Origin of the sequence: Caballeronia jiangsuensis, from assembly GCF_046030135.1 — a bacterium.
GTDB lineage: Bacteria > Pseudomonadota > Gammaproteobacteria > Burkholderiales > Burkholderiaceae > Caballeronia > Caballeronia jiangsuensis.
In genome coordinates this window covers 285862-310472 of record NZ_JAQQDB010000001.1, presented here as the reverse complement: position 1 = coordinate 310472, position 24611 = coordinate 285862, and the positions used below count along the sequence as shown (strand labels likewise).

Here is a 24611-nt window from a genome sequence, read left to right as displayed (position 1 = left end):
CTGCCTTTCGTGATCCGGACGCGGTTGCCAGCGAGCCCGATCGCGACTCGCGCCCACGCGACGGATGGCACGAATGGTGGCAACAACGACATACATGCTAATGGCTCGCGGCGCTAAGGTATAGGCACTTCTTCAACCGCCAAGGAACGACGTCATGTCGAAAATCATCCGGGCCGCAGCCGTGCAGATCGCCCCCGTCCTCTATAGCCGCGAAGGCACCGTCGCCAAGGTCGTCCAGAAAATTCTGGAACTCGGCCGGCAGGGCGTCCAGTTCGCGACCTTCCCCGAAACCGTCGTTCCCTACTACCCGTATTTCTCGTTCATCGAATCTCCTTTCGCCATGGGCGCCGAGCATTACAAGCTGCTCGATCAGGCCGTGACGGTCCCGTCTGAGACGACCCGCGCGATCGGCGAAGCAGCGCGACAGGCGGGGATGGTGGTGTCGATCGGCGTCAACGAGCGCGACGGGCGCACGCTCTACAACACGCAGTTGCTGTTCGATGCCGATGGCACGCTGGTGCAGCGACGTCGCAAACTCTCGCCGACTTATCACGAGCGCATGGTCTGGGGGATGGGCGACGGCTCGGGCTTGCGCGCGGTCGATACCGCCGTCGGCCGCGTAGGCCAGCTCGCCTGCTGGGAACACTACAATCCGCTCGCGCGTTACGCGCTGATGGCGGACGGCGAGGAAATCCATTCGGCCATGTATCCCGGCTCATTCGCCGGCGATCTGTTCTCGGAGCAGATCTCCGTCAACATTCGTCAGCACGCGCTCGAAGCAGGCGCGTTCGTGGTCAACGCGACGGCGTGGCTGACGCCCGAACAGCAACAGCAGATTCTGCTCGATACGAACACGTCGCAGATCGGCCCGATATCGAGCGGCTGTTTCACCGCGATCGTGTCGCCGGACGGCGAGTTCATGGGCGGCGCGCCGCTGCGTGAAGGAGAGGGCGAGATCATCGCGGATCTGGATTTCTGGCAGATCGACAAGCGCAAACGCATGATGGATTCGCGCGGCCATTACAGCCGCCCCGACGTGCTCGGACTCGTGATCGACCGGGCGCCGAAGACGCACGTCATCGAACGTTCATTGCACGCGCCGGCAGAGGCGTCGCCCGTGGACCTGGAAGTTTCCGCCTGACGCGCCATGCGCTCCTGCGAGCGCGTATCGATGGCCGAAACGAAATCAATCGGGCGGCTTCGCCCGAACAACGTGGAGTGAGCAGAATGGACTTCAACGATGTCATGCTCGAGCGCAATGCCGAATTCGCTGATACGGCTTTCTCGGCCGAACTCAAGATGATGCCGTCGACCGGAACCGTGATCGTCGGCTGCGTCGATCCTCGCGTCGATCCGGTGCACGTGCTGGGTTTGAAGCAAGGCGAAGCGGCAGTGATTCGCAATGTCGGCGGCCGGGTCAACAAGCCGCTGCTCGAAACGCTGGCGGTGCTGGCCGTCGTCGCGAAAGCGGCCGGACGTCCGGACGGCGCCCGCAATCTGGTTCTGCTCCAGCATACGGACTGCGGGATCATCGGTTGTCACAGGCATGCGCCGGCCTTGCTGGCGAAGCATCTCGGCGTCGAAACGGACGCGCTCGACGAGCTTGCCATTACTAAGCCCTACGAAGCAGTCGCGCTCGACGTTGCAGCACTCAGGGCGAACAAGGACTTGCCGGACAGCCTGATCGTGTCGGGGCTCGTCTACGACGTCAAGACCGGCCGTATCGAGACGGTCGTTCCTGCCGCGCCCTTGCGTGCGCCCGCAGCCTGAAGTGCCACGCCGGATCGGTCAGCGCGTGAACTCTTTCGCCGACATCAATTTCGCATACCCGAAACGCAGCGCCGCCATGAAGGCCGCATGCACGTGCGCTGCCGGGACATGCACGCCATCGAATTCGAGATCGTGCGTCGCGCAGGCATCGTGGATCACGGTGGTCGCGTAGCCGAGGTCCACCGAATGACGCGTGACCGCGTCGATGCACATGTGGCTCATGTTCCCGACGACGACAACGGTTTCGATACCATTCGCCTTCAACACGTGCTGAAGGTCGGTCTCGCGAAACGGATTCATGTGGTGTTTCAGGATCACTCGCTCGCCCGGAAGACTCGCCGCCTTCGGATGAAGCTGCGCGCCTTCGGTATCCGGCACGAAGAACGGCGCGTCCTTCGCCAGAGTCTCATGTCGAATATGAACGACGAGGTCGCCGTTCTTTCGCGCCTGCGCGAGCACGGCGGCTGCATTGTCCGCGGCAGCATCGACTCCGTTGAGAATCCACTTGCCTCCCGGAAAGTAGTCGTTCTGAATATCGACCGCGATAAGCGCCTGCTTTGTCATGCTTCCTTCTCCGCGTATGGGGATTGATGTCGTGCACCGCATGCTGCGATGCGATAGAAGGATCATGACCAATCCGACGGGATAGGGGAATGGCCCGATAGCGCAAACCACAATTCTCGCTTCGAGAATAATGTGAAGGCGACAGCGCATGCGCGGCGCGATGCATGGTCATCGCGATCGGCGATGGTGCCTTTCCAAAAGACCACGAACAACCGCGCTCGCCTGGTCCATGATGCTCGCAAACCACAACCGATTGCGATAGCGCATACCCGCGCTTGCCGCAGCCGGCAGATCGATGGAGCGAGACGAAGCAATGCAACTCGACCAGAAAAGCGATGGTCCGCGGACGCTTTACGACAAGATCTGGGACAGTCACCGCGTGATGTCCCGCGACGATGGACAGGATCTGCTATTCATCGACCGGCATTTCATCCACGACGTCACCGCGCAGTCGTTCGACCTGATGCGCCAGCGCGGGCTCAAACCTCGCTCGCCCGAGCGCATCTTCGGCACGGCGGACCACTACGTTTCCAGCACGGCAAACGACATCGCGGCAGTCGCCGATCCCGAACGGCGCGCCATGATCGAAGCGCTGCAACGCGACACGGCCGAGTCGCGTATCACCCTGTTCGACATGAACGACCCGCGACGCGGCATCGTGCATGTCGTCGGACCCGAGCAGGGGCTGAGCCTGCCGGGCATGACCGTCGTCTGCGCCGATAGCCACACGTCGACGCACGGAGCAATGGGCGCGCTGGCATTCGGCATCGGTGCGACGGAAGTGGCCCACGTGCTCGCCACGCAATGCCTGTGGCAGCGCAAGTCGCGAAACATGCGCGTCACCCTCGACGGCGAGCCGGGTGCGGGCGTCACCGCGAAAGACCTGATCCTCGCCGTGATCGCGCGGATCGGCGTGGCCGGGGCGGTGGGACACGTGATCGAATATGCCGGCTCCGCGATCGCGGGCTTGTCGATGGAAGGGCGGCTCACGCTGTGCAACATGACCATCGAGGCTGGCGGTCGCGCGGGCATGATCGCGCCGGACGAAACCACGTTCGCCTATCTCGACGGGCGTCCCTACGCGCCTTCGGGCGACGAATGGAACCGGGCAATGGCGCACTGGCGCACCTTGTTCACCGACCCCGGCGCGACGTTCGATCGCGAAGTGCACATCGACGTGGCCGGCATCGCCCCGATGGTGACCTGGGGCACGACGCCCGAATATGCCTGCGCCATCGACCGCCGCGTGCCCGATCCCGCGATGCAGCCCGATCCCGATCTGCGCGCCGCGATGTCGCGGGCGCTCGACTACATGGGACTGGCCCCGGACGAAGCGCTGGAAGGCGTGGCGATCGACAGGGTGTTCATCGGCTCGTGCACCAACGGGCGCATCGAGGACATGCGCAGCGCGGCGGCGGTCGCGCGTGGCCGCCACATCGCGCCCGGCGTCGAGGCGTGGGTGGTGCCGGGCTCGCACGAGGTGCGCACGCAGGCAGAGGCCGAAGGGCTCGACCGCGTGTTCAAGGACGCGGGCTTTCAGTGGCGTTTCCCCGGCTGTTCGATGTGCCTCGCGACCAACGGCGATATCGCCGCGCCCGGGCAGCGCTGCGCGTCCACGTCGAACCGCAATTTCGTGGGCCGTCAGGGGCCCGGCGTGCGCACGCATCTGATGAGCCCGGCGATGGCGGCGGCCGCTGCGGTGACCGGCCGCCTGACCGATGTGCGCCGCCTCCTGGGAGCCTGACATGGAAAGCCTCACGCACCTCGACGCAGTGGCGGCGCCGATCGTCGCCATCAACTGCGATACCGATCAGATCCTGCCCGCGCGCTACCTGCAAAAACCCCGCTCCGACGATTTCGGCCAGTTCCTGTTTCGCGCGCTGCGCTTCGGCCCGGACGGCGCGGAACAGCCGGACTTCGTGCTCAACAGGACGCCTTTTCGCGAGTCGCGCATCGTCGTCGCCAACCATAACTTCGGTTGCGGCTCGTCGCGCGAACACGCGGTGTGGGCGCTCTACGACTACGGTTTTCGCGCGGCGATCGCCCCGAGCTTCGGCGATATCTTTTTCATCAACTGCCTGAAGAACGGACTGCTGCCCATCGTGTTGCCGGAGGCCGTGGTCCTGCCGCTCTTGGAGGCGCTGTCGGCCAGTCCCGGCAGCCGCATCGCCATCGATCTGCCCGCGCAGACCGCGACCTTGCCCGACGGTTCGTCCCATGCCTTCGACATGGAGCCCTTCGCAAAGGAGTGTCTGCTGCGCGGGATGGACGAGATCGACTACACGCTTTCGCATCGGGACCGCATCGATGCTTTCGAGCGCAATCGTGCCGGAGACTTTTGAAGGCGCGCGCTTCCTGAAATCGACCAAGGAGAAGTACAGATGAAGATTGCAGTCATGCCCGGTGATGGTATCGGTCCCGAAGTGGTGGCGCAGGCGCTCAAGGTGCTGCGGGTCGTGGCGCCTCAGGCCGAGACTCAGGAGGCGCCCATCGGCGAGGCGGGCATTCAGGCGCATGGCGTGCCGCTGCCCGAGCCCACGCTCGCGATGGCGCGCAAGGCCGACGCCATCCTGTTCGGCGCGGTTGGCGTGGCCGATGAAGCCGCGATCGAGCGCAAACGCCGTCCCGGTACCGGCTTGCTGCAATTGCGCGAAGCGTTGACCCTTTACGCCAACTTCCGCCCGGCCTACATGTTCCCGGAACTCATCGGCGCTTCGACCTTGCGGCCCGAAGTGGTCGACGGGCTGGACATCGTGATCGTGCGCGAGTTGAACGGCGACGCCTATTTCGGCCAGCCGCGCGGCTTCGAGATCAATCAGGCGGGCGAGCGGGTCGGTTTCAACACGATGCGTTATTCCGAATCCGAGGTCGAGCGGGTCGCGCATGCCGCGTTCCGGGCGGCGCGCCGTCGTCATCACAAGCTGTGCTCGGTGGACAAGGCGAACGTGCTGGAGGCGAGCCAGTTGTGGCGCGAGGTTGTCACGCGTGTCGGGCAGGATTACCCGGACGTCGAGCTGAGCCATCTCTTCGTGGACGCCGCCGCGATGATGCTGATGCGCCGGCCCAAACAGTTCGACGTGATCGTCACGGGCAACCTGTTCGGCGATATTCTCTCGGACGCCGCCGCGATGCTGACCGGTTCGATCGGCATGCTGCCTTCGGCTTCGCTGGGTTACGAGCGCAAGGGGCTGTACGAGCCGGTGCACGGTTCGGCGCCGGACATCGCCGGCAAGGACGTGGCCAATCCGCTCGCGGCCATCCTGTCGCTCGCGATGATGCTGCGCGAGAGCTTCGAGATGGACGATGCGGCGAGCCGCGTCGAACAGGCTGTACGCGCGGTGCTGGCCGCAGGCTACCGCACCGCCGATATCCGCCAGGACGGCACGCAATGCGTCGGCACCCGCGACATGGGCGATGCGGTGGTCGAGGCGCTTCACAGGCAGGCGGCCTAGTCGGATTGCATCAGGCGGACCGGGTTCGGCATGAGGCCCGGTCATCCCAGGCAGTTCGTTGCACCAGAAAATCCCGCGAAAGGGAGGAGACGATCATGAAGCTGAAACTTGGCATTGCGCTGTGCGCAGCGTTCGGGCTTGCCTTCGGTTCCGCCACGGCCGTGGCCAAGGATGTGCCCGAGAAGCCCGACCTGCACATCGCGGCGGCTTCGACAGGCATCACCTATCTGCCCATGCTCGTCGCCAAGACGCGCGGCTACTTCAAGGACGAAGGGCTCGATGTGACCATCGCCGCCTTCTCCGGCGGCTCGAAGACGCTGGAGGCGCTTCTTGGCGGCAGCTCCGACATGGTGGCGGGCGCCTATTCGAACACGATCACGATGGCGACCAAGGGCCAGCATCTGGTGGTGGTGGCGGCGCAGGTCATCTGTCCCGGCTGGATCTTCGGCGTTTCCCAGAAACGCCAGGCCGAGGTCAAATCGCCGAAGGATCTGAAGGGCATGCGCATCGGTGTGAGCGCGCCGGGTTCCAGCACGCACATGGCGGTCAACTACATCCTGCACAAGGCGGGACTTCAGTCTTCGGACGTGTCGATCATCGGCGTGGGGCAGGCGGCGGGAGCGGTGGCGGCGGTGCGGGCGGGACAGATCGATGCGCTGATCGTCAATGATCCGAGCGCCACGATTCTCGTCAAGGACGGCAGCCTCAAGCCGCTGGAGAACATGCGCACCGCCGACGGCAACGTCAAGGTGTTCGGCTCCGACTACCCCGAATCGAGCCTGTTCGCGACGCAGGACTTCGTCAACAAGAACCCGAAGACGGTGCAGGCCGTCGCCAATGCGATCGTGCGGGCCGAGAAGTGGATCGCGAAGGCCACGCCGGAGCAGGTCGCGGACAACGTGCCTCCCGAGTTTCTGGGCGACAACAAGGCGCTCTATGCCGAGGCCTTCACGAACAGCCGCCGCTGTATCGCGCAGAACGGAGAGATCACGGCCAAGGGCGCGCAGACCGTGCGCGACGTGCTGGCGGCGTTCGATCCGACCGTGGCATCGGCCAAGATCGACCTCGCCTCGACCTATGACAACCGGTTCGTCAGGAAGGCCGCGGAGATCCAGCCATGAGCACCGCGACCTGCAGCATCCCGATCGATAGCGGACAAGCCGCGCGGCGCGAAGCCCTGCGCTTCGACAATGTGACATGCACCTTCGCGGGCAATGGCAAGAACGCGCAGACCTACACCGCCATTGCTGGGGGGAACCTGACGATCGGCGATGGAGAGTTCGTCTCGATCGTCGGGCCCACGGGCTGCGGCAAGTCCACGCTGCTGAATGTCGCGGCGGGACTGACCCGGCCTTCTTCCGGCAGCCTGAGCGTGTTCGGCGAGAAATTGACGAACGGCCTGAACAGGCAGGCCGCCTATCTGTTCCAGGTCGACGCGCTCATGCCGTGGAAGACGGCCGAAGAAAACATCGCGATGGGTTTGATCTTTCGCGGCACGCCACGCGAAGAGGCCCTGAGCGTGGCACACGACTGGTTAAAGCGCGTGGGTCTGCACGGGCACGGCAAGAAATACCCGCACCAGCTCTCCGGAGGCATGCGCAAGCGTGCGGGTCTCGCGCAGGCGCTGGCGCTGAACCCTCGCATCATCCTGATGGACGAGCCATTCAGCGCGCTCGATATCCAGACCCGGCATCTGATGGAAAACGAGCTGCTGCAACTGTGGTCCTACGATCGCAAGTCGGTGATGTTCGTCACTCACGATCTGGAAGAGGCGATCTCGTTGTCGGACCGCGTCATCGTGCTGTCGGCGGGGCCCGGTACGCGGCCTATCGCCGAGTTCGAGATCGATCTCGAGCGGCCGCGCGAAATGTCGGAGATCCGCATGACGCAGCGTTTCCTGCAACTGCACACCCAGATCTGGGACGTGCTTCGAGGCGAGGTACTGAAAAGCTATGCGCGCAACCGTGTTTGACCCCAACAATCGATTCACGGTGCTGGTCGCCCGGCTGGCCATCCTGTTCGGTGTCCTGTTCCTGTGGTGGCTCGGCACCGGTCAGAAATGGCTGTCGCCGTTTTTCTTCGGGGATCCGGTCGGCGTGGCGCTGCGCATCGTCGACTGGTTCGTGACGGGTTCGGTGTTTCGCCATCTCTACACGACGCTGGTCGAAACCATGCTGGCGTTCGCGATCGGGACGGCGTTCGGCCTGGCGTTCGGTCTGTGGCTGGCGCTCAACCCGTTTCTCGCGGTGGTGTTCGATCCGTTCATCAAGGCCATGAATTCGATGCCGCGCCTGATCTTCGCGCCGATCTTCGCGCTCTGGTTCGGCCTCGGCATATGGTCGAAGGTGGCGCTGGGCGTCACGCTGGTGTTCTTCGTGGTGTTCTTCAACGTCTATCAGGGCGTGCGCGAGGTCAGCCCGACGGTGTTGTCCAACACCCGCATGCTGGGCGCCAATTCGCGCCAGCTATTGCGGCATGTGTATCTGCCTTCGGCGACGAGCTGGGTCTTTTCCAGCCTGCATAACGCGATCGGCATCGCCTTCGTGGGCAGCGTCGTCGGCGAGTACCTGGGATCGGAAAAGGGCGTCGGATATCTGATTCTGCTGGCCGAAGGCGTATTCGATATCAACTCGGTGATCGCGGGCATTCTGGTGCTGACCGTGTTCGCCCTTCTGCTCGATACGGCGGTGTCGATGGTCGAGGACCATCTGCTGCGCTGGCGCCCCGTCGCCGGCCAGACCGTAGCCGCGGGCGCCTGAACTTCGAGGAAACCATCTTGCAGACCAACGCGATCAATCTGAAGGACCGCATCGCCGTCGTGACCGGCGGCGCACAGGGCATCGGCCTCGCGGTCGGGCAGCGGCTGCTCGCCTCCGGCGCGCGGCTCGCGATCTGGGACATCAATCCCGCGGGCATGGAGCAGGCCCGTGCCGAACTGGGCGGGCACGATGTCCATTTTGAACGTGTCGATATCGCCGATTACGAGAGCGTGCAAGCCGCGGTCTCGGGGACGCTGAAAGCCTGCGGGCGCATCGATATCCTGATCAACAACGCGGCGATCGTCGGTCCGAATGCCACGTTGATCGACTATCCGGTCGACGTGTGGAAGCAGGTGCTCGATATCGACGTCAACGGCACGTTCCACTGCTGCCGCGCGGTGGTGCCGGGCATGATCGGCCAGAACTACGGCCGCATCGTCAATCTCGCTTCGGTCGCGGGCAAGGAGGGCAACCCGAATGCGGCGGCCTACAGTTCGGCCAAGGCTGCGGTCATCGCGATGACCAAGTCGCTCGGCAAGGAGCTGGCGAGCCACGACATCGCCGTCAACTGCGTCACGCCCGCCGTGGCGCGCACGCCCGGCGCGATGGAGCAGTCGCCCGAGCATATCCGCTACATGCTGGGCAAGATCCCGCGCGGCCGTTTCCTCGAACTCGACGAAGCAGCCGCGATGATCGCGTGGCTTGCCAGCGAAGAGAATTCGTTCACCACCGGCGCGGTCTTCGACCTGTCCGGCGGACGCGCGACCTACTGAGACGAGCCTGTACATGAAGCCGGGAGACAAACCATCGTGAAAGCGCTTTGGCGTCTGGTGTTGCCGGTGCTGGCCACCTGCGCGGTCGTCGTGAATGCGTCGGCCGCCGGCGCCGCGCCTGTGCCGGAGAAACCGAAACTTCATCTGGCTGCCGCGGGCGTGGGATTCCCTTATCTGCCTTTCGTCATCGCGGACAGCCGCGGCTATTTCAAACAGGCCGGGCTCGATGTCGAGATCGGCGTGTTCAGCGGCGGCGCGAAGGCACTTCAGGCGCTGATGGGCGGCAGCGCCGATATCGTGGCGGGCGCCTATTCCAACACGATCACGATGGCCGCCAAAGGCCAGCAACTGGTCTCGTTCGTGACGCTGGCCTCCTGTCCCGGCTGGGTGTTCGGCGTGACTCGCGCGAGCCACGGCAAGGTCAAGACGTATGCCGATCTCAAGGGCATGCGCATCGGCGTGAGCTCGCCCGGTTCGAGCTTTCACATGGGCGTGAATTACCTGCTGAGCAAGTCGGGCGTGAAGCCGGGCGATGTGTCGATCATCGGCGTGGGATCGTCCGCCGGTGCGATTGCAGCGGCACGCAGCGGGCAAATCGATGCATTGATGAGCAACGATCCGGTCGCGACCGTGCTTCAGAGCAGCGGCGATCTCTTTCCGCTTGCCGTGATGCGTGATCCGGCCGGCACCCGCGCCACGCTGGGCGGCGACTATCCGGAAGCGGCCATCTACACGACGAAAGCGTTCGCCGCCAAAAATCCGAACACTGTGCAGGCGGTGACCAACGCGATACTCGAAGCCGAACGCTGGATGGCGCAGGCGACGCCCGAGCAGGTCGCGGCAGCCGTGCCGCAGCAATACGCGCTGGCCGACAAGGATGTCTTCGCCCGGGCCTACGGCAACATGCGAAGCTGCATTTCGCGCGACGGCCTGATGACGGACGCCGCCGCGCATACCGTACACGATGTGCTGGCCGCCTTCGATCCCGACATCGGCAAGGCGTCGATCGATCTGAAGGCCACGTACGACAATCGCTTTGTCGAGAACGCCGGCAAGCACTGACCTGGCGAGGGAGCGACGATGGAGAGCGGCATCCGCATTCTGGCCGAAGGCCTGAAATTTCCCGAGGGACCGGTGGCGATGGCCGACGGCTCCATCGTGCTGGTCGAGATCGAGCGCGAGACCATCAGCCGCGTGGCCGCCGACGCCACGGTGAGCGTGATCGCACAGGTGAGCGGCGGCCCCAACGGTCTCGCGATGGGACCGGAAGGTGTCTTCTACATCTGCAACAACGGAGGTTTTCTGTTCCGCACGGTAGCCGGGCTGAATCGCACCAGGCCGGGCGTGCATCCGGGTTATACCAGCGGACGCATCGAGCGATTCGATCCGCGCACAGGCGCGCTGACGACGCTGTACGACCGCTGCGGCGACCATCCTCTGTGCGGTCCCAACGACATCGTCTTCGATCACGACGGCGGCTTCTACTTCACCGACTTCGGCAAGAACAGGCTGCGCGATCGCGATCATGCGGGTCTCTATTACGGGCGCGCCGATGGTTCGATGATCGTCGAAGTCGCCTATCCGCTGACGACGGCCAACGGCGTGGGCCTGTCGCCGGACGACAGCGTCGTCTATGTGGCGGAGACCGAAACCGCGCGCCTGTGGGCGTTCGATCTGGAGGCGCCTGGCCGGGCGCGCAAGCATCCGTATCCGTCGCCGCACGGCGGGCGTCTGGTGTGCGGCTTGCCGGGTTATCAGCGCTTCGACAGCCTGGCCGTGGACGCGGAGGGCAACATCTGCGTGGCGACGCTCGTCACCGGCTGCATCACGGTGGTCGCGCCCACGGGCGAGGTGCTGCGGCAGGTGATGGTGCCGGACGGCATGGTGACCAACATCTGCTTCGGCGGCGCCGACATGAAGACGGCTTACGTCACGCTCTCGGGCACGGGGCGGCTCGGAACTCTGCCCTGGCCGCAGGCCGGCCTGAAGCTGGCTTACGCGTGATCGCCCGATGCCGGGTGCGCATTCTGGCTCGCGAGCAGATGCTTGAGAAAGAGCTGAACCGGCGCGGGAAGCGATTCCGCCTCGCGCACGCAGATCTTCCAGTGCCGCTCGGCCCACGGTTCGTCGAGCGTCACGGCGACCAATGGCGCCGAGCTGACATAGCGTTCGGCATGATGCTCGGGCACGAGGCCGATACCGAGGCGCGCCTCCACCATGCTGCGCACCGGCTCGAAGCCGTTGACCCGGATCGACAGCTTGAGCGGATGGTCCAGGTCCGCCGCCGCGCGCAACACCAGCGAGTTCAGATAGCTGCCCGCTTGCGGTCCCACCAGCGGGTACTTCGCCACTTCGCGGAACTTCACCCGACCGGCGTGGCTGAGCGGATGATCGGGCGGCATGATGACCACCAGCCGGTCGCTGCGATAGGGAAAGACTTGTAGTCCGGTGGTCACGGTCGTGCCGCCGAACACGCCGATGTCGGCCGTGTTTTCCGCCACCGCGCGGACCACCGCGGGGCTGAGGCTTTCCTGAAGATCGATGCGCAGCCCCGGGTGCAGCTCCAGGAACTCGCGGATGTCGTTGGCGATGTACTGCACGATGGTCGAGAGGCTGGCATGCAGCCGGATCTGGCCGCGCACGCCCTCGGCATGATCGAGCAGTTCGCTTTCCATCTGCTGGATATCGCGCAGGAGCACGCGGGCATGCTGCAAGAGGGCGGCTGCCGCCGCGGTCAGTTCCAGCCCCTTGTTGCTGCGCACGAAGAGGGCGGTCTTGAGCGTGTCTTCGAGATGCGACATGCGCTTGCTGAGAGCCGAAGGCGCGATATTCTCGGCCTCCGCCGCGCGGGCAATGCTGCCCTGCTCGCAGACAGCGACGAACAATTTCAGCGATTGCAGATCGAAACGCATCGACTCTCCGGGAAGCCGTCTCCCAACGGCAGTGTTGCTTCAGTGCAGAGAGTATGCACGCGGGCAGTTGCAAGTGCAAAGCCACGGCAGCGGCAGGACCGATGCGCCGATCCGCCTCGCGCGAGTGTCAGTCCTCGTCCTCGTCGATGTCGTTGTCACCCACGCCGATGGGGTCTTCCTTCGCGGCTTCGGTGAACATAGTCGTGAACTGATCGAGCGTGGCGAGCGTGTCGCGGCCGGTTCGCGTGATGCGATAGAACGAGAGCGGCACCTCGGGTCGCAACGCATCGACGCGCACGTTGTAGCGGTAGCAGATATGTTCGCTGAAGGACGGCATGACCGCCGTGCCGAGCCCTTCCTGCGCCATCGCGATGGCCGTCTGAAGATGACCCACGACGATGCGGCGGCTGACCGTCACTTCCTCCTTCGACAGCGTGGCCTCGATCAGCCGTTGCAGCGGATTGTCCTTCGGAAGCGTGATGAGCGGCTGATTCTCCAGCGCGGTCCAGCGGATGCCGGGACCGCGCAGCGGCGTGCCGGCCTGCGCGGGCGACACCGCGACGAGCCGCGTCGGAAAAATCGGCGTGCGGTCGATGCCGGAAAGCTGCGAGAAGAACACGCCGAACGCCGCATCGAGATGGCCTTCCTCGACCATCTGCACGAGCTCGGTCGGATTGCGATCGACGAGTTCGATCTGCGCATTCGGATACACGCTCGAAAAGCGCGCGAGCACCGAGGGCATGAGGCTCGCGGCGATCATCGGCGTGCAGCCGAGCAGCAGCGACGATTGCTTCTGACGCCCCAGCTCATTGAGCTCGATGACCGACTTCTCCAGCGACTCGACGATCGCCATTGCGGTGGGATAGAAAAGGCGGCCCGCTTCGGTCAGCGAGACCGTGCGCGTGGTGCGTTCCAGCAGCCGGCAATCGAGCTGCGTTTCCAGTTCCCGAATGATCGCGGAGAGCGCCGCCTGGCTCAGATGCATGCTCTGCGCGGTCTTCGTGAAGCTCGACGCGTTCGCGACACCAAGAAAAACCTTGAGTTGTTTGAGGGACAGGTTCATTGACGACAGCCGTTTCTTTTTCGCGCGTGGAGCCCGATTCTATCCCGTCCGTTGCAGCGGCTGCCGTACCCTGGAACTCCGGTTCGGCAGCCGCCGGGGCGTTACGCGAGGACGTAGCGGCCTTCTTCGTCCCGCGCGATCCCACGGCGTTGCGCCGTGTCTTCGAGCCAGCGCACGACTTCGCGGCCGTCGCGCGTGCCCGTCGCGGCCATCAGCTCGGAAAAGCGCTTCGGTCCGTCTTCGAGCGCCGCGTCGAGCGATTCGAAGCGCGCGCCGCGATACGCAGGCGGCGTCGGCACGCGATGCTCAAGGTCGCGCTCGGCGCCCGGCGCGAGCAGCGGCAACGTGAGATCGAAGCCGGCCTTCGCGGTCTTCGTCGCGCCGAGCAGCGACGGGTCGAGCGGCATCGCGCGCAGGCTGTCCTGAAGCACCAGATCGCGATCGGCCTGGAAACGCGTGGCGAGCGCCCAGTCCATCTGTTCGTCGGAGAACACGTCGATGTCCGGATCGACCACGAACACATGCTTCACGTTCGCGAGCGACGCGAACACCGCCGCGATCGCGTTGCGCGCCTCGCCCGGCACGCGTTGCTGCATGGCGACGCGCACGTTGAACATGCCGCCGGTGGCCGGGTTCGCATAGACGGACTTCACTTCGCGCACGGCGGTTTCGAGCGCGCGCCAGACCGTCACTTCCGTGCGCAGCGCGGCGAGCTGCGCGGTGTCGGTGCGCGCCATCGAGCGGCCGCCGATCGTGCAGGTCTGAAACACCGCGTCGCGCCGATGCGTGATCGCGGTCAGATGGAACAGCGGATTCGTCTTCACGCCGCCGTAGTAGCCGAGGAATTCGCCGTACGGGCCTTCGGGCTCGGCGTGCCCGCGTTCGTCGAGATAGCCTTCGAGGATGAACTCGGCGTCGGCGGGCACGAGCAGATCGTTCGTCACGCACTTGACCACGCCCATCGGCGCGCCGCGCAGTGCGGCGACGAGTTCGAGTTCATCGGCGGGAATGCGCATGGTCGCGCCGACGTGATCGATGGGATGCGTGCCCACCGCGAACGCGATCGGCGTGCGCTCGCCGCGCTTCGCATGGCCGATGGCGATCGCGCGCAGATCCGATGGCGCGACGAGATCGATGCCGGCCGTGCGACGCCCGCGCAGCATCAGCCTGCGAATGCCGACGTTGGTCCAGCCCATTTCGGGATCGACCGCGAAGTCGATCGACGCCGAGATGTACGGCGCGCCATCCAGTTCGTGCTGGAGATGCACGGGCAGGGCGGTGAAATCGCAGTCGTCGCCGGTCAGCACGACCTGCTGCACGGGCGCTTCCTCGCGGCTCACTTCGACGAGCCGGCCCTTCGCGCGCAGGCGTTCGCGCACGGTGTCGAGCAGGCGTTGCGGTGTCGTGTCGAAGGCTTTCGCGAGGCGCGAGCGGCTCGCGGCGACGCTGCCCGCGAGCGAGATCGCGCCGCCGGACGGGCGGCTGAACCACACGGCGCGCGGATTGCCTTCCATGATGCTGGCGATATCGGCGAGATCGACGCTCGCGTCATGGCGTTCGAGTTCGGTCTCGTCGAGCGATTCGAGAAAGCGCCGCAGACGGAAGCGTTCGAGGTCGGGCGCGGGCGTGCCGTCTGCGGTCGAGGGAATGGCGGTCTTGGGTCTCAATCTGGGTTCCTTGATGCGTGTCTTAGAAGCGCGCGGAAAGCGCCGTCGCCGCGAGATGGGCGGCGAAGCCGCTCGCGCCGCTCGCCGGCATTTCAGGCGCGAGATGCAGGAACTGCTTCACCGCGCGCAGCGTGACGGCGCTGCAGCCGAGCAGGGTTTCGACGAGCGCGTCCGCTTCGGCGTCGAGGCTTGCGGCCGGGACGACGCGGCTCACGAGACCCGCCTGGAGCGCTTCGCTCGCGGACAGCCGCACGCGGCTCAGCACCATGTGCGCGACGGTCTTCACCGGCACGCGGCCGATCAGCGCCGACATCACGAGCGTCGGTGGAATGTCGCGTTCCATTTCGGGAATCTGGAACACGGCGTCGTCGGATGCGAGCGCGATGTCGCACACGCCCGCGAGCGCGCAGCCCACGCCGAGCGCATCGCCGCGCACTACCGACAGCACCGGCACGCGCACCGCCTTGAGCGCGTCGTACAGTGCGAGCGGCGGCGCGGCGACCACGCGGCGCAGCGTTTCGGCGGACGGCTTTGCATCCTTCGGCGGCATCGGCGAGAGGCGGCCCTTGCAGAAGTCGGGGCCGCTCGAAAGGATGCGCACGAGCTTCACTTCGTCGTCGAGCGTCGTGACGGCTTCGATGATCGTTTCGCTCATCGATGCATCGATCAGGTTGCCGTTCCCGGGATGGTCGAGCACCACGTCCACGAGCGGGCCGTTGCGTCGAATCGCAACGTGAGGGCTGGTCATGCTGGTCTCCTTGGTGAGCGTATTCATGCGTCGCGGTGGATGAATTCCCACACGACTTTCGGCGTGGCGGGCATCGCGAGTTCTTCGGTGCCGTATTCCTTCAGGGCGTCGGCGAGCGCGTTGAAGATCGTCGCCGTGGCAGGCGTGATGCCGCTCTCGCCGCCGCCCTTCACACGCAGCGGGTTGCCGTGCGTCGGGTCTTCGGTGAGTTCGAGATTGAGCCGTGGAATCACGCCGGCGCGCGGCATGCCGTAGTCCATGTACGAGCCGGTCAGCACCTGCCCCGTGTCGCGATCGAGATAACAGGTTTCAGAGAGCGCCTGCCCGATGCCCTGCGCGAGACCGCCATGCACCTGACCTTCGACGATCAGCGGATTGATCGGCTGGCCGACATCATCGACGGACGTGTAGTTGACGAGCTTCACGACGCCCGTGTCCGGGTCCACTTCGAGTTCGCAGACGGCCGCGCCCGTGGGATGCGCGGGCACGCGCGTGTTCACTTCCGCTTCCGCGTAGAGCTTGCGCGTGGCGCGCTCGCCGGGCATGCCGTCGCGGGCGATGTGCGCGGCCACGTCGAAGAGGGCGATCTCGCGCGATGAAGCCGCATCGGCGAACACGCCGTTCGCGAAGCTCACGCGTTCCGGCGAGACATCGAACAACTCGGCGGCCACGCGCTTGCCCTGCGCGACGATCTGCGCGGCGGTATCGACGAGCAGCATGCCGCCGAGGCGCATCGAGCGGTCCGAATGGCTGCCGCCGCCGACGCTCACGAACGCCGTGTCGCCGGTGCGCAGCGCGATCGATGCGATCGGCACGCCCAGATGCTGCGCGATGACCTGTGCGAAGGTCGTTTCGTGGCCCTGACCGGTGGACTGCGTGCCGGACACGATATCGATGCGGCCTTCCGGCAGCACCGTCAGCTCGATGCGTTCGCGCGGCGCGCCCACCGGCGACTCGATGTAGTTGGCAAGCCCGATGCCGCGCAGCATGCCTTTCGCACGCGAAGCCGCGCGACGCGCCTCGAAACCGTCCCATTCGGCGAGTTCCAGCGCGCGGGCCATGTTGCGCGCGAATTCGCCGCTGTCGTAGGTGAGGCCCATCGGGCTGTGATACGGCAGCTTCTCGTGAGCGACCAGGTTGCGGCGGCGAATCTCCGCGCGCTCGATGCCCAGTTCCGCCGCCGCGAGATCGAGCATGCGTTCGATCACGTGCGTCGCTTCGGGGCGGCCCGCGCCGCGATAGGGCGCGGTCGGCACCGTGTTCGTCAGCACGGCGCTGATGTGCACGGCGGCGAGCGGCACGTCGTAGACGGTCGTCATGATGCGCGTGCCGTTCGACATCGGCACATAGGACACCGTATGCGCGCCGACATTGCCGATCCACGCGTTGTCGATGGCGAGAATGCGGCCGTCGCGCGAGAAGCCGAACGTGGCGCGCACGATCTGGTCGCGGCCCTGATAGTCCGAGAGGAATGCTTCGCTGCGATCGCTCGTCCATTTCACCGGCCGGCCGATGCGGCGCGCGGCCCACACCACGGCAAGCTGCTCGACGTAGATGAACGAACGCGGACCGAAGCCGCCGCCGGTATCGGGGCAGACCACGCGCACCTGCGCGGGCGGCACCTTCAGCGCGGCGGCGAGACAGAGCTTCTGCCGCACCGCGCCCTGGCTGCCCGAGATCAGCGTATAGACGCCGCTTTCGCCGTCGAACACGCCGATCGCGCCGCGCGGCTCCATCTGGCAGTTCACGACGCGGCTGTGATGGAATTCGCGCGTGAGCACGAACGGCGCATCGGCGATGATGCGGCGCGCTTCCTCGCGATCGCCGATCTGCGTCTGAAAGCACAGATTGTTCGCCGCGCCGTCCCACAGTTGCGGCGCGCCGTCCTGCATCGCATCCGCCGCGTTGACGACGGCGTCGAGCTCGTCGTAGTCGACGTCGATCATCTCCGTCGCGTTGCGCGCGGCGAGCGCGGTTTCGGCGATCACCATCGCGATCGGTTCGCCGACGTATCGCACGCGGTCGATCGGCAGCGGAACATGCGGCTGGTTGAAGATCTCGCCGGTCAGCGAGCTAAGGAAGGCTTTCTTCGTGGCATCGACGGCGTCGATGGGATTCGGCACGTGATCGACGCCCTGGAAGCCGTCATCGAGATAATCCTGGCCGACGAGCACCGCGATCACGCCGGGCGCTTCGCGCGCAGCCGATACGTCGACCGAGCGCAGCGCGGCATGCGCGTGCGGCGAGCGCAGGAAGGCGGCGTGCACCTGGCCTTCGACGTGAAGATCGTCGGTGTACTGGCCGTTGCCGGTGACGAAGCGCCGGTCTTCGAGGCGCGGGATGGGTTGGCCGATCATCGCGTGGCTTCCTCCGTCGCGGCGTCGCCGGGTGACGGATACATCTCGCGCGCCGCATGCCGCACGGCCTCGATGATGTTCACGTAGCCCGTGCATCGGCAGATGTTGCCTTCGAGCGCATGGCAGATGCTTTCTTCATCGAGCGACGGCTGCTGGCGCAGATAGTAGCTCGACGCCATGATCATGCCCGGCGTGCAGAAGCCGCACTGCAAACCGTGACACTGCACGAACGCGTTCTGCACCGGATGCAGCGGCGCGCTCTCGTTGTCGCGCAGTCCTTCGACCGTCGTGACCGTGCCGCCGCTCGCCTGCGCGGCGAGCACCGTGCACGACTTCACCGAGGCGCCGTCGAGATGCACCGTGCACGCGCCGCACTGGCTCGTGTCGCAGCCGACGTGCGTGCCCGTCAGGCGCAGGGTTTCGCGCAGGAACTCGACCAAAAGCGTCTGGTCCGGCACCTCGCGCTTCACGTCGACGCCGTTCACCCGTAGTTGGATTTCAGCCATGATTCACCTCGTTCGTCTTGCTGCGTGCTTACTGCGCGGCGGCGGCGCTGGCTTCCGCGCTCATCGTCGCGTTGAAGCGCGTGAAGAATTCCGCCGCGAGCTTGTTCGCGACCGACGTGACGAGGCGCGAACCGATCTGCGCGAGCTTGCCGCCCACTTGCGCATCGGCGACGTAGGTGAGGAGCGTGCCGCCCTCGTCGGCGTCCGCGAGCGTGACCGTCGCGTTCATCTTGCCGAAACCCGCGATGCCGCCTTCGCCCTGGCCCAGAATCCGGTAGCCGTTCGGGCCGTCGCGATCCGAAATCACGAGCGTGCCTTTGAAGCGCGCCTTCACGGGGCCGACCTTGGCGACCACCACGGCCTTGTATTCGTCGTCGCTTTCGCCGATGAACTCCTCGCAGCCGGGCACGCATGCCTGCAACACTGCGGCATCGTTCAAGCCTTTCCATACCTGTTCGCGCGTGGCGGCGATGGTCTGCGATCCGGTGAATTCCATTCTTTGTCTCCTGAAGACGGTTTAGGCAGGCTGGCGCAGCGGCTGCGCCAGCAGCGCCCGCAATGCGCGGCGCGTGTAGGTTTCGATCAGATGGGCGCGATAGGCTGACGAACCGTTGGCGTCGTCGGGCAGTGCGGCGGCGTCCATCTTCAGCGGGGCGAGCGCGGCTTCGGACAGATCGGCGGCCAGCGCGGCTTCGGCATCGAGCCAACGGAACACCGACGCGCCCGCGCCCGTCACCGCGACACGAATCGCATCGTCGAATTGCGCGATGAACACGCCGACCACGGCATAGCCCGACGCCGGCTGGCGGAACTTCGCATAGGCGGCGCGCAAGGGAAGCGGATACTCGAATCCCGTCACGAGTTCGCCGGGTTCGAGCGCAGTCTCGAAGGTATCGACGAAGAAGTCGTCCGCGCCGATGCGGCGTTGTGAAGTGAGCACGCGTGCGTTCAGCGCGAGCACCGCGCTCGGATAATCGGCGGCGGGATCGTTGTTCGCGACCGAGCCGCCCATCGTGCCGCGATTGCGCACCTGCGGATCGGCGATCACGTTCGCAAGCTGCGCGAGCGCGGGGATCGCCGTGGCGATCACTTTCGATGCGGCCACTTCCGCGTGTTTCGTCAGCGCGCCGACGCGCAGCACACCGCCTTCGACGCTCACGCCGCGCATCGCTTCGATGCGCGTGAGGTCGATCAGATGCGACGGCGCGGCGAGGCGCTGCTTGAGCGTCGGAATCAGCGTCATGCCGCCCGAGAGCGGCCGGGCCTCCTCGTGTTCGCGCAGCAGGCCGAGCGCTTCGTCGAGCGAGGACGGGCGCAGGTAAAGGGTTTCGTACATGAAGTCTCCCGCGGCCGGTGGCCGTCAGGCCTGTTTCAGCCAGTTTTCGAGTGTTGTCGCGAGCGCGACCGGCACTTCGTACATCGGGTAATGTCCCGCGTTCGCGATCGTTTCGACGCTCGCGTGCGGATACCACGCGAGCCAGGTGCGATTCATCACGTCGGCGGTGAGCGTCGGGTCGTGTTCGCCGATGAAAAGCTTCACCGGCGTCGCGTTGCCCATCACCTCGGACGAGAAATCGTTCGCGGCCCAGTGCGGCAGATAGCCCGCGAACGCATCGGCGCGCGCTTGCCGCTGCGATTCGCGCGCGAGATGCGCGGTGAAACGCGGCGCGAGGCGATTGCCGGTCGAGAACGCGATGATCGCCGCGCGCCGCTCGATGTCGTCCACCGCCGCGCGAAATCCGGCGAGGCGCGTCTCATCCATGCGCGAACCGCACGCGGGCACGGCGCACACGCCCGCCATGCGATCGATGCGCCCGTTCGCGGCGAGCAGCACACGCTGGATCGCGACGCCGCCCATCGAATGGCCGATCAGACTGAAGGTGCCCCAGCCGAGATGATCGGCGAGCGCGAGCACGTCGCCGGCGGCTTCGTCGAAGGTGAAGGCGCCGTCGCGCTCGCGTGAGCGGCCGTATCCCCGATAGTCGAAGAACACGTAGGTGAAGGCATCGGTGTCGAGTGCGGGGACGAGCGGCTGCCAGTCGGCGGCGCTGCCGAACCAGCCGCTCATCGCGAGCACCTTGCGCGGACCGTGGCCGACCTGCACGTAGCCGTTGAGCGTCTGCGTCATGCCGCCACTCCCGCTTCGCGCGACGCGAATGCGAACGCCGGCGCGATGCGGCCACGGCATTCGCCGAAGCCGATCGATACCGCGCCCGCCTTCGACGCGCGCGCGCTCAACACGATTTCGTCGCCGTCTTCGAGCGCGGTTCGTGTTTCGCCGTTCGGCAGGCGCAGCGGATCGCGGCCCGCGTTCGTCAGCTCGGTGAGGCAGGCGCGCGCCGCGTCGGTCGCGCCGGAAATCGTGCCGCTGCCGAGCAGATCGCCGCTGCGCAGATTGCAGCCGTTGCTCGTGTGATGCGCGACCATCTGCGCGAAGGTCCAGTACAGGTTGTCCAGATGCGTGTGCGTGATGCGCACGGCGTCATGTCCGGCTTCGCGCAATTGCCGCGTCGACAGATCGGCGTGCAGTTCCAGATGCAGCCCGCCTTCTTGCCGGTCGCGCGCGCCATGCAGATGCGCCATGAGCGGCGGATCGTCCGCGGCGCGCGCAACGGGCGCCTTGCGGAACGGCGCGAGCGCCTCGGACGTGACGATCCACGGCGACACGCTCGAATGAAAGCTCTTGCCGAGAAACGGGCCGAGCACCTGTTCGAACCACTGAATGCTTTTCGCGGACCAGTCGTTGAGCAGCGAATAGCCGAAGATGTGCGCGTGCGCATCGTCGACGGAAATCGGTTGCGTGAGCGCATTGCCTTCGCCGATCCACGCCGCCAGTTCCAGCTCGAAATCGAGCGCGGGCGCGGGGCCGAACACGATCTGTCCGTTCGTATCGCGATACTGGCCGTGCGGGCGGCGCACGTCGCCGCCGCTCACGCGCAACGACGATGCGCGGCCGTGATAGGCGATCGGCAGCGACTTGAACGCGGGCGGAAGCGGATCGGCGAGACCCTTGTAGCGCCCGTGCCGCTCGGTGTGATGCAGCGACGTGAGGAAGTCCGTGTAGTCGCCGACTTCGCAGGGCAGCCGCAGTTCGAGCGTATCGATGCGCGGTAGCAGGGCGTCGGCTTGCGCCTGCATGCGCGCGCGCTGCGGCGCATCGCTCTTCAGCAGGTCGGACAGCGCGGCGCGCAGGGCGCTCGCATGGCGAGGCGGCATCGCCATCAGTCGGTTCAGCGTGCCGCCGCGCGTGGCTTCGCAGGCGATCGCCGCATCGCTGCCCGCGTCGAGCAGGCCGCTGTCCGCGAGCGCGTGCAAGTCCACCGCATGTTCGCCGATGGCGACGGCGGCGCGTGCGATGCCGTCGCGCACGAACGCGCCCAACGGCAGGTTCTGGATCGGGAAGTCTGCTTCAGGCAGGTTCGCCGAGTCGATCCAGCTACGCCGGGCCGGATCGTGAGTGGAGTTGAGCGCGGTCATGCGTGAGGCGTCTCCGCGATGGCGCTCTTGCCTTCGCCTGCCCACGCGTCGAGTGCGGGCCGCGCCTGTCGTCGATAGGCAGCGAGCGTTTCGAGCGACGCGACGGGCACCGTCAGTTCGAGCCGCAGGCCGTTCGGATCGAAGAAATAGATTGAGCGCACGAAGTGATGATCGACGACGCCCAGCACCTCGATGCCGTGATCGACGAGACGCTGCTTCATCGTTTCGAGCTCGTCGAGCGTGCCGAGCCGCAGCGCGATGTGGTTCACCCACGGCGGCGTGTTGGGCGAGGGCTCGGCGGCCGTGTCGTCGCCGAGATCGAAAAACGCGATGTTCGAGCCGTCCGCCATCTCGAAGAACAGATGCACATAGGGGCAATGCTCGCCGGTGCTCGGCACGCGGTCGAGGCGGATCAGATGAACCAGCGGCAGGCCGAGAATGTCCTCGTAGAAATGACGCGTTTCTTCGGCATTGCGGCAGCGCCAGGCGAAGTGATGCAGGCCGCGCACGGGCGGCAGATGGTCGGACATGCTGTGTCTCCTTGATGCGGCTTGATGAAGCGAGCTTTGTGCGCTCAGACTTCTATGGCGTCGACGTCGTATTCGAACAGCCAGTTGTAGCGTTCCTTCACGCGCTCCTCGCTCCACTCGCGATCGACGTATTCCGCCGCGCCTTCCGCATGCGCGAGAGCAGGGTTGTGGAAGCGCTGCGTGTTCGCCGCCGAGCCGCGCACGATGCGCGCCGTGCGTTCTACGCGCAGCGCCTCGTAACGTTCGAGCGCCTGCGGCAGATCGTTCGCGTGGCGCGCGAGGCAGCGCGCGATCAGATAACCGTCTTCGAGCGCCATGCCCGCGCCTTGCGCGAGGAACGGCAGCGTGGGGTGACAGGCGTCGCCGAGCAGCGTGGCGTTGCCCGATGTCCAGCGCGTCATGGGCTCGCGGATCATGAGCGCCCACTTGTACGGGATGTCGATGGCCGAGATCATCGTGCGCACGTCTTCATGCCAGCCGTCGAAATCGGCGAGACATTCGTCGATGGTGCCGCGCTCCGACCACGACTCGACCTGCCAGCCATCGCGCTCCACCGCGCCGACGAAGTTGATGAGCTTGTGGCCGCGCAGCGGATAGTGGATCACGTGTGCGCCCGGCCCGACCCAGTTGGTGCCGTAGGGCGTGCGCAGATGCTCGGGCAGCTTGGTGGCGTCGATCACGCCGCGCCAGGCCATCACGCCCGAATAGACCGGCTCGTCGGCGCCGAAGAGCGCACGGCGCACGCGCGAGTGCACGCCGTCCGCGCCGATCAGCAGGTCCGCTTCGAACGTCGCGCCCGAGACGGTCTGCACTTCGACGTGGTCATCGTGCTGAACGATCGACTCGACCTTGTGATCGAGCCTGATCGCATCAGGGCTGAACGCACGCACCGCATCGACGAGCGCTTCGTGGAGATCCGCGCGGTGCATGGTCAGATAGGGGAAGCCGTACACTTCGCGCGATGCCGCGCCGAGATCGAAGAGCGGCCAGGTCTGCCCCGTGTTCCAGAGACGCACGCGCTTGCCGGGCGGTTCGCACGCGAGGCTTTCGAGACGCTCGCCGACGCCGATTCCGTAAAGCACGCGCGTCGCGTTCGGACTCAGCTGCACGCCCGCGCCGATTTCCCCGAGGGCCTTGGCCTGTTCGAGAATGGTGACGTGAAAGCCTGCTTTCAATAATGCGGCTCCCGCCGTCAGGCCGCCGATACCGGCCCCTGCAATGACGATCTTCATTCGACCTCTTTCGTATTAACGCTGTCTCTTATCGAGAAGATTTATGATTCGATCGATAAATCTTTTAAATGGGGTTTCGTTCTGAAACAAAACCACTTTAAATGAACGTCAGCCGCTAAAGAAGCAAAAGAATTCGAACGAGTTATCAGTGAAAATTGATAATGCGAGAGAGCGCGCGCGTGAATCTCACATGCCCCAGCGATGCACCACGGAGGATTCGATGCCGAAGAGATCGAGCACGCGCCCGATGGTGTGATCGACCATTTCGTCGAGCGATTCGGGGTTCGCGTAGAATGCCGGCACCGGCGGATAGACGATTGCTCCGGCCTCGGTCACGCTCGTCATGCTGCGCAAGTGGCCCAGATGCAGCGGCGTTTCCCGAACCATCAGCACGAGCCGGCGGCGCTCCTTGAGCGTGACGTCGGCGGCGCGCGTGAGCAGCCCGCTCGTCACGCCCGTGGCGACTTCCGAGAGGGTGCGGATCGAGCAGGGCGCGACGATCATGCCCATCACGGGGAACGAGCCGCTCGAAATCGCCGCGCCGATGTCCGTGTTCGGATACGTGACCGTGGCGAGCGCGCGGACATCGGCGACGCTGTAGGGCGACTCGTGCGCGAGCGTGACCTGCGCGGAGCGGCTCATCACCAGATGCGATTCGATCTCGAGTTGCCTGAGCAATTGCAACAGGCGGACACCGTAGACGACGCCCGATGCGCCGCTGATGCCCACGATCATGCGCCTGGGCTGTACTGCGCTGAAATGCATCTGTGCTCTCCGTTTTATCGGTGATGAATTAAACGT

The 24611-nt window shown here is 65.6% G+C and carries 25 protein-coding genes; 11 read left to right on the top strand and 14 right to left on the bottom strand.

Going from position 1 to position 24611, the window contains the following annotated elements:
* Positions 1 to 154 precede the first annotated feature (154 nt).
* Together PQR08_RS01380 and PQR08_RS01375 are read left to right on the top strand one after the other, a co-directional pair.
* Complete coding sequence (locus tag PQR08_RS01380; RefSeq protein WP_187603087.1) at positions 155 to 1141, top strand: nitrilase-related carbon-nitrogen hydrolase; 987 nt, start codon at positions 155 to 157, stop codon at positions 1139 to 1141.
* 86 nt (positions 1142 to 1227) lie between these two features.
* Positions 1228 to 1770 (top strand): carbonic anhydrase, encoded by a 543-nt coding sequence (locus PQR08_RS01375; RefSeq protein WP_250486785.1) that lies wholly within the window; start codon positions 1228 to 1230, stop codon positions 1768 to 1770.
* Between the two features lie 18 nt (positions 1771 to 1788).
* Here the strand turns inward: PQR08_RS01375 and PQR08_RS01370 are convergent, their stop codons facing one another.
* The gene (locus tag PQR08_RS01370) at positions 1789 to 2334 is read right to left on the bottom strand and encodes a cysteine hydrolase family protein (RefSeq protein WP_187603089.1); all 546 of its coding nucleotides are present in this window, start codon (positions 2332 to 2334) and stop codon (positions 1789 to 1791) included.
* 313 nt (positions 2335 to 2647) lie between these two features.
* Between PQR08_RS01370 and leuC the strand changes: the two genes are divergently transcribed.
* From leuC to PQR08_RS01325, 9 genes are all read left to right on the top strand, one after another.
* Positions 2648 to 4078, top strand: coding sequence for a 3-isopropylmalate dehydratase large subunit (leuC, locus tag PQR08_RS01365; RefSeq protein WP_250486786.1), 1431 nt, complete (start codon positions 2648 to 2650; stop codon positions 4076 to 4078).
* 1 nt (position 4079) lies between these two features.
* Positions 4080 to 4676, top strand: coding sequence for a 3-isopropylmalate dehydratase small subunit (gene leuD, locus PQR08_RS01360; RefSeq protein WP_250486787.1), 597 nt, complete (start codon positions 4080 to 4082; stop codon positions 4674 to 4676).
* Positions 4677 to 4715: 39 nt separating this feature from the next.
* Positions 4716 to 5786, top strand: a complete 1071-nt coding sequence (gene leuB, locus PQR08_RS01355; RefSeq protein ID WP_250486788.1) for a 3-isopropylmalate dehydrogenase — start codon at positions 4716 to 4718, stop codon at positions 5784 to 5786.
* Positions 5787 to 5881: 95 nt separating this feature from the next.
* Positions 5882 to 6907, top strand: coding sequence for an ABC transporter substrate-binding protein (locus PQR08_RS01350; protein ID WP_187603093.1), 1026 nt, complete (start codon positions 5882 to 5884; stop codon positions 6905 to 6907).
* Positions 6904 to 7758: an ABC transporter ATP-binding protein gene (locus tag PQR08_RS01345; protein WP_035499971.1), complete on the top strand. Its 855-nt coding sequence runs from the start codon at positions 6904 to 6906 to the stop codon at positions 7756 to 7758. Before PQR08_RS01350 ends, PQR08_RS01345 begins: the two co-directional genes overlap by 4 nt.
* Positions 7739 to 8545, top strand: a complete 807-nt coding sequence (locus tag PQR08_RS01340; protein ID WP_187603094.1) for an ABC transporter permease — start codon at positions 7739 to 7741, stop codon at positions 8543 to 8545. The genes PQR08_RS01345 and PQR08_RS01340 overlap by 20 nt, the downstream gene beginning before the upstream one ends.
* Before the next feature lie 17 nt (positions 8546 to 8562).
* Positions 8563 to 9318: an SDR family NAD(P)-dependent oxidoreductase gene (locus PQR08_RS01335; RefSeq protein WP_250486790.1), complete on the top strand. Its 756-nt coding sequence runs from the start codon at positions 8563 to 8565 to the stop codon at positions 9316 to 9318.
* Between the two features lie 36 nt (positions 9319 to 9354).
* Positions 9355 to 10380 (top strand): ABC transporter substrate-binding protein, encoded by a 1026-nt coding sequence (locus PQR08_RS01330; protein ID WP_250486791.1) that lies wholly within the window; start codon positions 9355 to 9357, stop codon positions 10378 to 10380.
* Positions 10381 to 10398: 18 nt separating this feature from the next.
* Positions 10399 to 11322 carry an SMP-30/gluconolactonase/LRE family protein gene (locus PQR08_RS01325; protein WP_250486792.1) on the top strand — a complete coding sequence of 308 codons (924 nt, stop codon included), beginning with the start codon at positions 10399 to 10401 and terminating at the stop codon, positions 11320 to 11322.
* Here the strand turns inward: PQR08_RS01325 and PQR08_RS01320 are convergent.
* From PQR08_RS01320 to PQR08_RS01260, 13 genes are all read right to left on the bottom strand, one after another.
* Positions 11313 to 12230, bottom strand: coding sequence for a LysR family transcriptional regulator (locus PQR08_RS01320; protein WP_250486793.1), 918 nt, complete (start codon positions 12228 to 12230; stop codon positions 11313 to 11315). The genes PQR08_RS01325 and PQR08_RS01320 overlap by 10 nt on opposite strands.
* A gap of 127 nt (positions 12231 to 12357) precedes the next feature.
* A complete protein-coding gene (locus PQR08_RS01315) occupies positions 12358 to 13293 on the bottom strand; it encodes a LysR family transcriptional regulator (RefSeq protein ID WP_035499977.1) in 936 nt (311 codons plus the stop codon).
* Between the two features lie 101 nt (positions 13294 to 13394).
* Complete coding sequence (locus PQR08_RS01310; RefSeq protein ID WP_250486794.1) at positions 13395 to 14960, bottom strand: UbiD family decarboxylase; 1566 nt, start codon at positions 14958 to 14960, stop codon at positions 13395 to 13397.
* 22 nt (positions 14961 to 14982) lie between these two features.
* Positions 14983 to 15708: an enoyl-CoA hydratase/isomerase family protein gene (locus PQR08_RS01305; protein WP_250486795.1), complete on the bottom strand. Its 726-nt coding sequence runs from the start codon at positions 15706 to 15708 to the stop codon at positions 14983 to 14985.
* Positions 15709 to 15731: 23 nt separating this feature from the next.
* Entirely contained in the window at positions 15732 to 18065 is a 2334-nt protein-coding gene (locus PQR08_RS01300; protein ID WP_250486796.1) for a xanthine dehydrogenase family protein molybdopterin-binding subunit, read from the bottom strand.
* Positions 18062 to 18571: a (2Fe-2S)-binding protein gene (locus PQR08_RS01295; RefSeq protein ID WP_250486797.1), complete on the bottom strand. Its 510-nt coding sequence runs from the start codon at positions 18569 to 18571 to the stop codon at positions 18062 to 18064. Before PQR08_RS01295 ends, PQR08_RS01300 begins: the two co-directional genes overlap by 4 nt.
* A 28-nt stretch (positions 18572 to 18599) precedes the next feature.
* Complete coding sequence (locus tag PQR08_RS01290; RefSeq protein WP_238216392.1) at positions 18600 to 19067, bottom strand: SRPBCC family protein; 468 nt, start codon at positions 19065 to 19067, stop codon at positions 18600 to 18602.
* Between the two features lie 21 nt (positions 19068 to 19088).
* On the bottom strand, positions 19089 to 19907 hold the full coding sequence (locus tag PQR08_RS01285) for an FAD binding domain-containing protein (RefSeq protein ID WP_250486798.1): 819 nt from the start codon (positions 19905 to 19907) through the stop codon (positions 19089 to 19091).
* A 24-nt stretch (positions 19908 to 19931) separates the two neighbouring features.
* Positions 19932 to 20699, bottom strand: coding sequence for an alpha/beta fold hydrolase (locus tag PQR08_RS01280; protein WP_250486799.1), 768 nt, complete (start codon positions 20697 to 20699; stop codon positions 19932 to 19934).
* Positions 20696 to 22048 carry a fumarylacetoacetase gene (gene fahA, locus PQR08_RS01275; RefSeq protein ID WP_250486800.1) on the bottom strand — a complete coding sequence of 451 codons (1353 nt, stop codon included), beginning with the start codon at positions 22046 to 22048 and terminating at the stop codon, positions 20696 to 20698. The genes PQR08_RS01280 and fahA overlap by 4 nt, the downstream gene beginning before the upstream one ends.
* Positions 22045 to 22578: a VOC family protein gene (locus tag PQR08_RS01270; RefSeq protein WP_238286901.1), complete on the bottom strand. Its 534-nt coding sequence runs from the start codon at positions 22576 to 22578 to the stop codon at positions 22045 to 22047. The genes fahA and PQR08_RS01270 overlap by 4 nt, the downstream gene beginning before the upstream one ends.
* Before the next feature lie 44 nt (positions 22579 to 22622).
* The gene (locus PQR08_RS01265) at positions 22623 to 23810 is read right to left on the bottom strand and encodes an FAD-dependent monooxygenase (RefSeq protein WP_250486801.1); all 1188 of its coding nucleotides are present in this window, start codon (positions 23808 to 23810) and stop codon (positions 22623 to 22625) included.
* 186 nt (positions 23811 to 23996) lie between these two features.
* Complete coding sequence (locus PQR08_RS01260; protein ID WP_238286903.1) at positions 23997 to 24575, bottom strand: UbiX family flavin prenyltransferase; 579 nt, start codon at positions 24573 to 24575, stop codon at positions 23997 to 23999.
* Positions 24576 to 24611: the final 36 nt, after the last annotated feature.